Genomic DNA, 13,395 nt, shown 5'->3' on the forward strand with positions numbered 1-13,395 from the left:
AGGTGAAAAATATCACCGCCGGACGCTATTTTCTTCGATAATACTCACTCCCCAGGCCGGCAAGGTGAGCGATTGGTTTTTCTCCACCGGCTTATCGCTCAGCAGTTCCTTCCCTTCTTCCCACTGATACGTCACCTGAGCGGCGGCGGCCGAGTAGTTAAACAGGAAATGCAGCGCTTTTCCCTGCTGATTGGTGCTGTGACGGACGATCTGCGGGAAGGTCAGTTGCTGATCCTTTCCCCACAATCCGGCGTTTTTCACCGCGTCCGCCATGATTTTTGCTATCACCGCGTCCGAGGGCATAAACCCGATATAGGTCGCCTCGCCCTTGCCGTACTGATTCCGGGTTACCGCGGCATATTTGCCCCATACCGGATGATCGTAGCTGGCCAGCACTTTCGCCGTCGTCGGTTTGATCAGCTCCATCCACCAGCGCGCCTGATTCTCCTCCGGAGTCACCTGATAAGGGTTGTCCTTTAACCCCACCTTTTCCGGGATAGTCACCTGGCTGTATTCGATCCCCGCCGCCGGCGCGATAATACCGGGCTGTTGCGTGGCGCGGACTTTCACATGCTGGTCGGAAAAACCGCTCTTGAAGGTATAAACGATATGGCCTCCCTGTTTGACATACTCGTTCAAACGCTGCAGTTCCGCGTCCGAAGCCGAATAGAGCGCCGGAACCACCAGCATGGAATAGCGGCTGAGATCGCCGGTCGATGAATCAACGAAATCCGTCCCCACATTCATGCGGTACAGCGCATTATAAAAGGGCCGCAGCACATCGTTATATTCTATGGTGGATGTCCAGCCGAATTTAAACCAGTTGAACGCCGTTAACGCCTGATTGCTGAAATACAGCGCCACCTTGTTGTCTTTTTTCAGATTAACCAGCTGCGGGCTCAGCCGGGCAAAATCCGCGCCGATGGTTTTGGCTTCCCGATAGGTTTCATTCGGTTGAAAATCCTGACTCAGCAGCCCGCGCCAGTAGGTTTCTATCGAATTCGCCGTGGTGCTCCAGTGCCAGTAAGCCACCATGTTGGCGCCGGAGGCGATATGGCTGAAAGCCTGCAGGCGCAACTGCCCGGGATAAGGCGTCCATTCAGGAAATCCCTGCGCCTGCGTTTCAATAACGTAGTAGTTTTTCCCCTGCTTCATTGAACGCGTCAGGTCGCCGCCAAAGGCAATCTCCTCCCCGGTAAGCTTATCCTGCGTGGGGTGATAGATATCCACGCCCGCGACATCCAGATTTTTCGCGGCGCTGAACTGATCGACCCGAGGCTGAATGCCATAGGAATAGCCGCGCCAGTCCAGATCGAAATTCTGCGTTACAAACTGCCCGGGGCGGGCGTACTCCTTCACCAGGCTAATCTGCCAGTTAAGGTAATCCGTCACCAGTTGGCGCTGGAACAGCGAAAATTCGGAACCGATGCTGGCATTCACGGTTCCATCCACCGATAACAGATCGTCCCATTTATTAATGCGGTGGCTCCAGTAGTCCATGCCGAAATCACGATTAAACGCCGCGATATCCGGGAATTTTTGTTGCAGGTGTTTGACGAACATCGCCTGTACATTGGGACCGCTGCTATCGTAATGCTTGGTTTCATTGTCGACCTGATAGCCAATTACCGCCGGGTGATCTTTTACATGCTGCATCAGTTTTCGGATAACGTTTTCCGCGTGGCGGCGGAAATCCGGGTTGGTGATATCCATATTCTGACGCGGACCGAACTTATATTGTCCCTGGGGGGTTACCGCCAGAATATCCGGGTATTTTTTTACCAGCCAACTCGGCACCGCATAGGTCGGCGTCCCGACGATCACTTTTATTCCCGCTTTCCCCATGGCGTCCAACACGCGATCGATATGGCTGAAATTGAATACGCCATCTTCGACTTCCAGCGAACTCCAGGTCGATTCGGCGATGCGCACCACGTTGATGCCCGCCTCTTTCATCATCTTGATATCGGCGTCCAGGCGATCGTAGGGCATGTACTCGTCGTAATAGGCCACCCCGTAAAGTAATTGATCGCCGACGGCCCGATTCTCCGCATTGCTCAGCAACGGAAGCAGCGCGCCGGCAAGCAGAGCGTACTTGAGCGCTGCGCGGGTAGATTTGCTCATTTTTTATCCCCATAGGTTAGCGCCAGCTTGGCGTAGAAATCCTCCAGCGTGAAACGGGCGTCAACGGCGTTATATACGCGAATCTGGCGCGCGCCGGGCTGCGGCGCGTAGGTGAGATCGTCGTTGAGTTGCGGCGCATCGCGCAGGGTATAGTTGTATTCATGCTCGTCGAGCAGCAGAGAGACGGCCGGGTTGTCCCCCAGTACCCACACCTCGCTTTTCGGCCAGGGTACGTCTTTGATAACGGTGGAAATCATCTTGTTGAAATCAATCATCTGCCGCCACAGATATTCCCCTGTTGCGCCTTGCGGTTTGACGCGCGCGGCCAGTTCCGCCAGTGAGACGCGGACCGACATATAGACATTGTGCGGCACTTGCCACAGCGCCACCGGCGACTTAAAGACCTCATTCGCGGCGACAGCATCGTTGAACATATTGTATTCCCAGCCGCCTTGCGGATAAGGCATGCCGCCGATCCACACCACCGTCATCCTGGAGGCAATGCGCGGTTCGGCCCGCAGCGCGGCGGCCACGTCGGTGATCGGCCCCAGCACCAGTACGAACAGCGGGTGACTGTCCTCTTTCAGCGCTTCCCGAATCAACGCCTGCGCGCCCTCGCTCAACTCCTGGCGGAGGCCGTCTTTTTTCAGCGCCGCCGTCGCCCCGCGGTAGAGGGGAACCTCCGTTTTGTCCATCACCCGCGTCAGCCGCTGCAGCTCCTGATAGCTCTCCTGCATGCTGCCGGCGGCGTCGCGCTGCATCAGAGGGGCGGTGTTGGCGTAGTGTGCGGCGATCACGCCTTTCACGATAAAGGTGGGCGTCAGCAGCGCGTGAGCCACGGCGAAGTCATCGTCGGCCTCGTTTTTGGCGTCGCTGCTGATGATGACCCGCATCTGTTTGCGTTCGACGACATCAAAGAGAGGCTGCGCGATAACAAGCGCAGGCGCTCCCAGAAGCATAAACAAAAACAGACTAACAACGCCGTGTAGCCTCACCTTTATTGAACCGTATTTATTCATTATTAAACCCTTCTCTATACCAATATCCAGATATCCCTCTCTTGATTCAATGTCTGGATGTTTTCAAATATGCTGATGAGATATCGCACCTATAGCGCCGACAATTACCTCACCAATGGCGGTTATTTAAACAACCGCTTATTACCACCAGACTTCTGCCTGTACGCCAACGGTAAATTGATCGCTCTTACTATCCGCAAACTGAAATTGACTAATTTCATTATCTAACGCTTTCAAATAAGTGCCATAGAAGCGAATTTCAGGACGAGAAGTCAGCATACTGGTGTCCACCTTGATGGTATGAAATAGCGTAGTTTTATAACCAGATTCATGATATTCCGCACCACCCTGTTTATTTTTTTGATCAAACCATCCCAATTCAACACCGGTTTGGTTGTTGTTTTCCCATATATAAGCAGGACGGACAACCGCGCGAAAACTTTCAAAATCGGTATGCGAACCGGTATCATAACTATATATATCATTGCCGCGAGAATAGACTAAAGCGTTAGCCATGATAACGTTAGGATGTAAATAAACCTCACCCTGAGAGATTAAGCGAAACGCTTTTCCATAGCTGTGATCGCCATAATAGTCGTCGTTATAACCATAGGAAGGGTTGGCGTCGGAAATGAGTGCAAACCCGCTGGCGATGGAATTATCCGCTCCTTGCAGGGTAAACTCATTAAACCCTCCGTCAGTGAAGTTTTGCCTTAAAATAACGCCGGCATGCCAGGAATCTTTCACGCTGTAATAACTGTCGTCATTTTCATTGCTACGCGTGGTGTCGTTATGATTCGCCATCGCATATCTGCCGAATACTTCCAGCGTGGCCTTATCCCACAGTGGGAGTTCTTTATAGCGCAAATCAATAGAGTTGGTATTGACCTGTTGCGTATTACCAGACGTCGCGTAATCCACCGCATGGGCGTTAAGATCCTGACGCGTCAGCGATACATTCAGCTTACCCGGCCCAATCTGCCAATTTTCAATACCAACGCCGGCCCCCGCGTTGGTGCGGTGACTCTTCCAGTCCAGCATCTGGATTTCATAGACCGGCATATTGTGTTTACCCACCCAGAAATCCGCTTCCGGCGCGAATGGCAGAAAGCCCTTAGTGGTCAAATAAATATCTGAAAATGCCAGTAGATTTTCCGAATCCTTGTCAAACCATCCGCCGCTGTATTGCAAACCGACATTACCATCCAGCATAACCACGGCTTTGGCCGTTTTTCCATTCTGATCATAGACTTTCTGCGACAATTCCAGATCGAACCAGGCGCCGTTTTCGTTACCGAAACGCCCCACCGAACCGATCGCGTAAGACTTCGGCGCGCCGCGCGTACCGGTCGCCCATCCTGAACGGAAATATCCCCGATAGTTGAAGCCAATATCATCTTTGATGAATTTGCTGAGTTCATGCAGCGTCAGCGATTTTTGTTCCGTCGCGACCGCCGACTGCGGTGTTCCCGCTGGTTGCGTCTGGACCACTTCGGTGACAATACGTTCCTGACCCGTCGGTTTTTCAATACTAGCGGCGGCGACCGCTGTCTGCCGGCGTTCGGCTATCGCTTTATATTCTCGTAGTTCTTTTTTGGTCGATTGTAATTCTTGCCTATTCTCCGCTAATTCTTTTTCCAATAGGGCTAATCTTTCTTCTATCGTTAATGTTGCCGCTATCGCACTATTAGATAAAATCGCTGAAGAAATTAATAATACTATAGGTTTAAGAGGGTAGTGTTTTTTACGCATAATGTTTTCCAAATAAAATGCAGAGTTAAAACAAAAAAAATAACCCGTGATGCCATCAATAGCATCCATGAAATATTTATAATAAAAAGTTGCCGTGCGGTATCCGCACCTGTGCAATATTTTTTCTTTCTATTTCCTAAATTTATTTCGGATAAAATAACATGGCGTACAACTCCACGCGTGACAATAACTATTAATTTGTTTACTGCCATATGGCGAAGCCTGAGGATTCTCTGGATCAAAGGCTTCCCAGAAGGTATCCGCCCCCGCTTTTATCATTCCTCCCCAATAATTTTCGACCAACTCTTTGGCTTGCGCCGTTAACCCACTTTGCACCAACGCATCAACCATATGATGGTATAAATAAGGAGTCAGCGGCCGAATTGCCTCAGGCATCGCCATTACTTTCCGTAAGGAAATGGCGCTTTCATGCTGCGACAATACATTAGCCAATGCCATCCATATTTGGGATGCCCAGGATACTTGTCGGTTTCCCCCGCTAATAAATAGCTGTAATGTTGGTTCATAGAATACGTTTTTGGCGGCAACCGTCATTTTTGTTATTTTTTCAATTATTCCGTCCATATTTTCCGTCGGGAGAATCGCCGTTGCCAGCTCCACCAAACGCCGACAACTGTAAATCAACAATCCCTGCATGGCCGCCTGTTTATCCATTCCTTGTGTTGCGGCGGCCTGATCCTCTCCGCTATTCCAGTCGATAAAAATATAATCTTTATCCGGCGCTACGAAAATGCCTTCCTGATTAACATGTTGCAACAGCAAGTCGATTTGCTTTTTCGCTATCGGCCACAATTCAACAGCGGTGGCTTTATCCTGACTCGCCCGGAAATAATCCAGTAAAACGCAACCAAACAGCGCGGCATAATCAAGCAATACCACTTCGCCTATTCTGGGCGCGGGCTTTTCATAAACACATGCCGTGACATAACCGTCATCGCGTTGCAGGCCGGCAAACAGATAAAGACAGCGGCGCACCAAATCCGTATTGTTGAAACTGACATAGTTAGCCAATGCCTGTAAGCGCAGATCGCCCAACCATAGGCGGCGATCCCGTTTCGGACCATCTTCGAAAACCGTCTGCATACATTCATGCAGCGTCCTGATACTGGCTTTATCTATATCCCGCCACAAAGCGCCGTCATACTGCGCCGGAAGGTGCTTATCCTCGCCGGCCGACGACACCGCCTGAACCTGGATATTATCGAATGTGACGCTAAAATTGGACGAGGAGGCAATCACGTCAATTTTCACATAGCGGAAAGACTGCCGGCGGGCAATCCTTACCGGCGCGGGCAGAAAATCGACGTTGATGATCTCTTCCGGCAGCCAGGCCGCGCTAATCCAACCGTTATAAGGATAAAGGGGGTCCGCGACATCAGTGACCACTTCGCCGAAGGTCAAGCGTAAACGCGCCGGAGAATCACAGGAAACGCCCTTCCAACCTAAAACGAACGTTAAGAATCCCGTGTAGTGATCGCCGAAATCGACAATCACACTGTCCCCCGTTTTAAAAGCGCGCCGCGCCAACGCATCGATGCTGGCGGTTTTCTGCATGACATGCCCCAGCATGTGACTTTTATCCGCTTTCGGCTCCACCACCGACAGCGGCGGATAAGGCACCTCCGGCAATGCCGGCCTCAGGAATTCGGCCAGTTGCAGATAACGCTGAGCTGGCGTCATCGCGGCGTCAGCGATGTTCGCCCTAATAGGCGAGCCGGTTTTCGCCTGCGCCCCCTGAATCGGCAAGACTTTGATACTCGAAGCAACCACGGCGGCTTTTATCAGTAATTCTCGTCTATTCATGCCAATATCCGCCCAACAGAGATAAATCGATAGCCGACGCGCTGCAGGCCGCGTCGGCGAAAACGGAAACGCCGCGGCTATTTCAGCGCCCCACCATTGCTGCCAATAACGTCCCGATACCAGTAAAAGCTCTTCTTGCGCCGGCGTTCCAGGGTGCCGTTGCCCGCGTCGTCGCGGTCGACATAGATGAAACCGTAGCGCTTGGACATTTCCGCTGTCGACGCGCTCACCAGATCGATCGGTCCCCAGCAGGTATATCCCAGCACCTCGACGCCGTCGGCCAGCGCTTCCCCCACCTGATACAGGTGATCGTTCAGGTACTTGATGCGGTAGTCGTCGTTGATGCTGCCGTCCGCCTCCACCTTATCTTTGGCTCCCAGTCCGTTCTCCACGATAAACAGCGGCTTCTGATAGCGGTCATACAGCTCGTTCAGCAGATAACGCAGACCTTCAGGATCGATTTGCCAACCCCACTCGGAACTTTCCAGATGCGGGTTCGGCACCATTTGCAAAATGTTGCCGCGCGATTGACGATTCAGCTCTTCATCGGCGGTGACGCAGCCGGTCATGTAGTAGCTAAATGAAATGAAATCGATGGTTTCTTGCAGAGCCTGCCGGTCATCGTCGGTGATGGTGATATCAATGCCGTGTTCTTTAAAGAAACGCGTCATATAGGCCGGGTAGTATCCTCTGACCTGAACATCGCCGAAAAACAGCCAGTCACGGTTTTGCTGCATGGTTTTAACAACGTCGGCAGGTTTGCAGGTTAATGGGTAAAACATTGAACCCAGCAGCATGTTGCCGATTTTGGCGTCCGGAATGATCTCGTGGCAGGCTTTAACCGCTTTGGCGCTGGCCACCAGCTGATGATGAATCGCCTGATAGATCGCCTGCTTGCTGCTATTCGACGGCAGGCCGACGCCGGTAAAGGGCGCGTGCAAGGCGCAGTTGATTTCATTAAACGTCAGCCAGTGTTTTACCTTATGCCGATAGCGCTCAAATACCGTGCGCGCATAGCGTTCAAAGAAGGTTATGGTGTCGCGGCTGCCCCAGCCGCCGTAGTTGCGCACCAATCCGTAGGGCATTTCGTAGTGTGACAACGTCACTAATGGCTTAATGTCGTGTTTTGCCATTTCATCAAACAGGCGATCGTAAAATGCCAGTCCGGCTTCGTTTGGCGTTTCCTCATCGCCCTGTGGAAAAATACGCGTCCAGGCGATCGAAGTGCGTAAAGTCTTAAAACCCATTTCGGCAAACAGCGCGATATCTTCGGGATAGCGATGATAAAAATCGATTGCTACGTCTTTTATTCCACTATCGCCCGTGGTTCTTTCGACTATCTCGCCAAAAATGCCATGGGGCTGTAAATCCGATGTCGACAGTCCCTTGCCATCGGTTAAATAAGCGCCTTCAACCTGATTTGCCGCAATCGCGCCGCCCCACAAAAAATCGTCAGGAAAACGGTGGCTCATTTTTAATCTCCTTCCCAATCCGGGTGTTAAATGTTGCTATGTCAGCGTATCAACGTTAATAAGGGCGCCTGTTCCTGTACGGTGTTTTCCGCCACGGGCAGCACATCAACGTAGTCGTCGCTGTTGGTAATAATGACGGGCGTAGTGGTGTCATACCCCGCCGCTTCGATGGCCTGATAATCAAACTCCACCAGCAAATCGCCCTGCCTTACCGTATCGCCGGTTTTAACGTGGGGAGTAAAGTGCCGGCCGTTCAGTTTTACGGTATCGATCCCGACGTGAATCAACACTTCAGCGCCGTCATCAGACTGCAGGCCAATCGCATGGTTGGTTTTAAACAGCGAGGCGACGGTGCCATTCACCGGTGAAACCACCCGCCCGGACAGCGGCTTGATGGCGATGCCTTTGCCCATCAGCCCGCTGGCAAAGGTCTGATCGTTAACCTGTTCCAATGGCAGGATCTCACCGCTGATAGGACTGTCCACCGCTTGCCGGCGCGCTGACGCCGTGCGTTCCGCCGCGGGCTCAACCGCCGGAGCTTCAGGTTCGAGTTCTTTTTTGAGCCCAAACAGATAGCTGGCCAGCGCTGCGAACCCGAAAGCGACTACCGTGCCGATGATGCCCCCCCAGACGGTCATATCCATGCCGGTAGAAGGAATAATTTGCGTAAAAGCAAAGATACTGGGCAGTCCGAAAGAGTATTGCGTGGTGCCAAAATAGCCGGCGACGGCGCCGCCAAGCGCCCCGCCGACGCAGCCGAAGATAAACGGCCGGCGCAGGGGCAGGTTGACGCCGTAGATGGCCGGTTCGGTGATGCCGAAAATCCCCGCCGGGAACGCCGAGCCGGCGATGCCTTTCAGCTTCGCGTCCCGGGTACGCAGGGACACGCCCAGCGCCGCGCCCGCCTGCGCCATCACCGCCGGGGTCAGCACCGCGATCAGGGTGTCATGCCCCAGGGCGCTGAAGTTGTTGATCATCAGCGGCACAAATCCCCAGTGCAGGCCGAACATCACGAACACCTGCCACAGGCCGCCCATAAAGCCGCCGGCGATGGTCGAGCTGGAGCCATAAATAACCTGATAGCCGTGCGCCAGTTGGAAGCTCAGCCAGGTGGTCACCGGGCCGATGGCTAAAAACGTCAGCGGCACGGTGATGATCAGGCAGAGGGCCGGGGTGAAAAAGTTGCGGATATTAGCGTGTAGAAAAGCGTTCAGCGGTTTTTCCAGCTTACAGGAAAACCATGAGGCGAAAATAATCGGGATGACCGACGACGCATAGTTGATAAACGTGATGGGAATACCGAGGAAACGCAGCGGCTGGTAATCCACCGCCGACATGGCATTAAATTCGGCCATCATGGTCGGATGCACCAGCGCGCCGCCAATCGCCATGGTCACAAAGGCGTTGCCGCCAAATTTTTTCCCGGCGGTATAACCGAGAATAATCGGGAAGAAATAGAATAATGAATCGCTGGCGGAAAATAAAAGCTTATAGGTTCCGCTACTTTCCACCAGCCAGCCGCAGGCCAGACTTAGGGCTAAAAAACCCTTCAGAATACCGGAGGCCGCCATAATTCCCATCAGCGGGGTAAAGATGCCGGCAATAATATCAATAAGCCGTGAAAAAATACTTTCCTTATTATTGCTGTCATCCTGGCTTTCTGAATTCGCGTTTTCACTTATACCAGACACATCAAGCAGGTCCTGATAAACCTCGCTGACATGATTACCGACGACCACCTGAAACTGGCCGCCGCTTTCGACGACCATAATAATGCCGGGGTTATCCTTAAGCGCATTAATATCCGCTCTGCTTCTATCCTTTAATTTAAAACGCAGTCGCGTTGCGCAATGTAATACGCTATTAACATTACTACTGCCGCCAACCCCGTCAAGTATCTCACTGGCTAATGTCTTGTATTTCATTGCCTATCCTTAAAACTAAATAACCACATGATAAATTACAATATATTTAACTTCAGCACTATTTTTGACGAAAAAAAACCTAAACTGTTTTTTCTCGTCACCATAATGACTCAAGGAAAAAACGGTTTAGGTTTTGCCTGCATGACTGGCTTCCAGTCGTACAGTTACAATCCTGATTTTCTGAAAACTACCGATACCTAAATTCTATTATCCAACATAATTCCTGTGCAAGTAACTTATTTTCATTTATTACCGTTATGTGATGAACAGCAAATTTTCCTGCTGCATATTTTATATCCTACCTTTTCCCAACAGCTCTGTTCTTACCCGTTCAATATGAATAGTCAGAAACATCAATTCCTCTTTCGTTAAACTGTACCGATACTGCTGATCGATATAAATCTGTATTTTTTCTGCGCAGCCATAAGCAAGACGATATTTTTCTTTGACGACGTCATGCAATGATTCGTCATCGCTGAATACCGTATTTTTTCCAATCAGCCGTTGCGCAAAAAACTTGAGATGGGTAACGAAGCGATGATAGCTTAATGACTGTTCGTCATAATCCAGGTTAAGCTGGTATTTAACAATATTCAGGATTTCCTGCATGATTTTGGTGATATGAATCACTTCCGGCATTTCGCTATCCAGCTGCGCATTCACCAGATGCAATGCAATAAAGCCGGCTTCATCTTCCGGTAACCGCACCGACAGGCGCTGTTCGATAATGTCCAGCGCCTCCACGCCGACCATAAACTCTTTCGGGTAAAGGCGCTTTATCTCCCATAGCAGCACGTTACGGATATTGACCCCCTGCTTGTGCCGTTCAATCGCAAAGTGGCAGTGATCGGTCAAAGAGATATAGATGCTGTTTTGCAACTTTCCCGGCAGGCGCTCTTTCGCCAGCAAAATGATTTTATCCGCGGTGGTGATCACCTCCAGCGGGATCTCCGAAAGCAGCTCTTCCAGGCGTGACGTCAACTCCCCGCTTTTCATGACAAACACCCTTTCGATCAGCGACTCGTCCAGGCGATCGCCGGTATGCTTCTTGAAACCCAGCCCACGGCCCATCACAACCGACTCATTATTGTTTTCGTCGATAACCGTCACGACGTTATTGTTGAGTATCTTGGCAATTTTCATTATTCATTACCCTGGAAACAAAAAAACCAGACACCCGCGGAGAAAGCGGATATCTGGTCTTGCCTGCTTGCGCAGTAACAATCCTTAATGGTGGACAAGCTACCACTATTTCTGATCTTCTCAACTCCGTCTGAACAGAAACGTGATATCGATCGAAAGAAAACATTCTGTTTACATATCCTTTTCTTTTTTGCGGAAAAAAGTGATCGAGAACACATTATTCCACGACACGATGATTCCCCCGCTCATCGATTACAAGAGGTGGATTACGGGCAGTTGCGCAACAAAGCTTGGCAAAAACCACAAATCGGCCGTTTTTTTGCGTAAACGGGTTAAAATATGCGATTTGAGGCCATCTACCACCTTGTTTCTCCTTGACTAATAACTATAATACGGAACGTTGTTTCAATTGAATGGTTTCAGCTAATCGACGTGCCACTATCATTAAAACCGTTTTCAAAGGCATTGTTTACCCTTATCCCGTTGCTTAAACGCGGTAATCGGTTACGCGCTTCATCATCTATACTTATTTCTTCCTGGCCGTTGCCAAACGCATTCTTTCCGGGAGTCGCTCCATCATAACTGCCGGTTCACTCGCTTTTTATCCATCACAACTTGTAGAAGCTATCGTATGAAAAAGACAAAAATTGTTTGCACCATCGGGCCCAAAACAGAATCAGAAGAAATGCTGAGCAATCTGCTGAACGCCGGCATGAATGTTATGCGCCTGAACTTCTCGCACGGGGATTACGCTGAACACGGTCAGCGCATCAAAAACCTGCGCGCCGTGCTGGCAAAAACCGGTAAGCAGGCCGCTATTCTGCTCGACACCAAAGGACCGGAAATCCGTACCATGAAGCTGGAAAACGGCGCCGACGTTTCGCTGACCGCGGGCCAGACGTTCACCTTCACCACCGACGCGAGCGTAATCGGCAATAGCCAGCGCGTTGCGGTGACCTATGCCGGCTTCCCTGAAGATCTGAGCGTCGGCAACACCGTTCTGGTGGATGACGGCCTGATCGGCATGGAAGTGACCGCCATCAACGGCAATGAAGTCGTTTGTAAAGTTCTGAACAATGGCGATCTGGGCGAAAACAAAGGCGTTAACCTGCCGGGCGTCTCTATCCAATTGCCGGCTCTGGCGGAAAAAGACAAACGCGACCTGATTTTTGGCTGTGAACAAGGCGTCGATTTCGTTGCCGCTTCCTTTATCCGCAAGCGCTCCGATGTTGAAGAAATCCGCGCGCACCTGCAGCAGCACGGCGGCGAACACATCCAGATTATTTCCAAGATCGAAAACCAGGAAGGTCTAAACAACTTTGACGAAATTCTCGATGCGTCCGACGGCATCATGGTCGCCCGCGGCGATCTCGGGGTCGAAATTCCGGTTGAAGAAGTGATTTTCGCCCAGAAGATGATGATTGAGAAATGTAACCAGGCCCGCAAAGTCGTTATCACGGCAACGCAGATGCTGGATTCGATGATTAAAAACCCACGTCCTACCCGCGCGGAAGCCGGTGACGTCGCCAACGCCATCATTGACGGCACCGATGCGGTGATGCTGTCCGGCGAAAGCGCCAAAGGGAAATACCCGCTCGAGTCCGTTACTATCATGGCGACCATTTGCCGCCGTACCGACACCGTAATGAAAGCCCGTCTGGATACCCTCAAGCCGGTGGGTAAGCTGCGTATCACCGAAGCCGTATGCCGCGGCGCGGTTGAAACGGCTGAGAAACTGGACGCGCCGCTTATCGTCGTGGCGACCAGCGGCGGCAAGTCGGCCAAGTCCATCCGTAAATACTTTCCCAATGCCCGCATCCTGGCGCTGACGACCAATGAAGTCACCGCCCGCCAGCTTCTGCTGAGCAAAGGCGTGGATACGCTGCTGGTAAAAGAAATCGCCTCCACCGATGATTTCTACCGTATCGGTAAGGAAGCGGCGCTGAACAGCGGCCACGCGCAGGCCGGCGATGTGGTAGTGATGGTTTCCGGCGCGCTGGTGCCAAGCGGCACCACCAATACCGCCTCTGTGCACCGTCTGTAAATCCGTTACGTTTCCACATATTAAAAAAGCGCCTTTCACGGCGCTTTCAGATTGCTGACGAACCCCACATTTTCCGTGGGGTTCTTGTTTTA

At 51.4% G+C, this 13,395-nt stretch carries 8 protein-coding genes; 1 reads left to right on the forward strand and 7 read right to left on the reverse strand.

Annotation, left to right across the window (positions count from 1 at the left end):
- Window positions 1-12: 12 nt before the first annotated feature.
- The 7 genes from DDT56_RS21085 to licT form a co-directional block, all read right to left on the reverse strand.
- Window positions 13-2,124 carry a beta-galactosidase gene (locus DDT56_RS21085; RefSeq protein ID WP_210417062.1) on the reverse strand — a complete coding sequence of 704 codons (2,112 nt, stop codon included), beginning with the start codon at window positions 2,122-2,124 and terminating at the stop codon, window positions 13-15.
- Window positions 2,121-3,083, reverse strand: coding sequence for a nucleoside hydrolase (locus tag DDT56_RS21090; protein ID WP_136168354.1), 963 nt, complete (start codon window positions 3,081-3,083; stop codon window positions 2,121-2,123). Before DDT56_RS21090 ends, DDT56_RS21085 begins: the two co-directional genes overlap by 4 nt.
- 201 nt (window positions 3,084-3,284) lie before the next feature.
- Window positions 3,285-4,895 (reverse strand): carbohydrate porin, encoded by a 1,611-nt coding sequence (locus DDT56_RS21095; protein ID WP_136168355.1) that lies wholly within the window; start codon window positions 4,893-4,895, stop codon window positions 3,285-3,287.
- Between the two features lie 129 nt (window positions 4,896-5,024).
- Complete coding sequence (locus DDT56_RS21100) at window positions 5,025-6,719, reverse strand: alpha-L-rhamnosidase-related protein (protein WP_335341474.1); 1,695 nt, start codon at window positions 6,717-6,719, stop codon at window positions 5,025-5,027.
- 77 nt (window positions 6,720-6,796) lie between these two features.
- Window positions 6,797-8,191 carry a glycoside hydrolase family 1 protein gene (locus tag DDT56_RS21105; protein WP_136168345.1) on the reverse strand — a complete coding sequence of 465 codons (1,395 nt, stop codon included), beginning with the start codon at window positions 8,189-8,191 and terminating at the stop codon, window positions 6,797-6,799.
- Window positions 8,192-8,232: 41 nt separating this feature from the next.
- A complete protein-coding gene (bglF, locus tag DDT56_RS21110) occupies window positions 8,233-10,116 on the reverse strand; it encodes a PTS beta-glucoside transporter subunit IIABC (RefSeq protein WP_136168346.1) in 1,884 nt (627 codons plus the stop codon).
- 291 nt (window positions 10,117-10,407) lie between these two features.
- On the reverse strand, window positions 10,408-11,259 hold the full coding sequence (licT, locus tag DDT56_RS21115; protein ID WP_136168347.1) for a BglG family transcription antiterminator LicT: 852 nt from the start codon (window positions 11,257-11,259) through the stop codon (window positions 10,408-10,410).
- A 631-nt stretch (window positions 11,260-11,890) separates the two neighbouring features.
- Between licT and pykF the strand changes: the two genes are divergently transcribed.
- A complete protein-coding gene (gene pykF, locus DDT56_RS21120; RefSeq protein ID WP_136168348.1) occupies window positions 11,891-13,303 on the forward strand; it encodes a pyruvate kinase PykF in 1,413 nt (470 codons plus the stop codon).
- The last annotated feature ends 92 nt before the right edge of the window (window positions 13,304-13,395 follow it).

Origin of the sequence: Brenneria corticis (assembly GCF_003115855.1) — a bacterium.
Taxonomy (GTDB): Bacteria; Pseudomonadota; Gammaproteobacteria; order Enterobacterales; family Enterobacteriaceae; genus Brenneria; species Brenneria corticis.

Coding starts and splice junctions, on each gene's coding strand:
- DDT56_RS21085 (WP_210417062.1), bottom strand. CDS start 2,124: ATGAGCAAATCTACCCGCGCAGCGCTCAAGTACGCTCTGCTTGCCGGC.
- DDT56_RS21090 (WP_136168354.1), bottom strand. CDS start 3,083: ATGCTTCTGGGAGCGCCTGCGCTTGTTATCGCGCAGCCTCTCTTTGAT.
- DDT56_RS21095 (WP_136168355.1), bottom strand. CDS start 4,895: ATGCGTAAAAAACACTACCCTCTTAAACCTATAGTATTATTAATTTCT.
- DDT56_RS21100 (WP_335341474.1), bottom strand. CDS start 6,719: ATGAATAGACGAGAATTACTGATAAAAGCCGCCGTGGTTGCTTCGAGT.
- DDT56_RS21105 (WP_136168345.1), bottom strand. CDS start 8,191: ATGAGCCACCGTTTTCCTGACGATTTTTTGTGGGGCGGCGCGATTGCG.
- bglF (WP_136168346.1), bottom strand. CDS start 10,116: ATGAAATACAAGACATTAGCCAGTGAGATACTTGACGGGGTTGGCGGC.
- licT (WP_136168347.1), bottom strand. CDS start 11,259: ATGAAAATTGCCAAGATACTCAACAATAACGTCGTGACGGTTATCGAC.
- pykF (WP_136168348.1), top strand. CDS start 11,891: ATGAAAAAGACAAAAATTGTTTGCACCATCGGGCCCAAAACAGAATCA.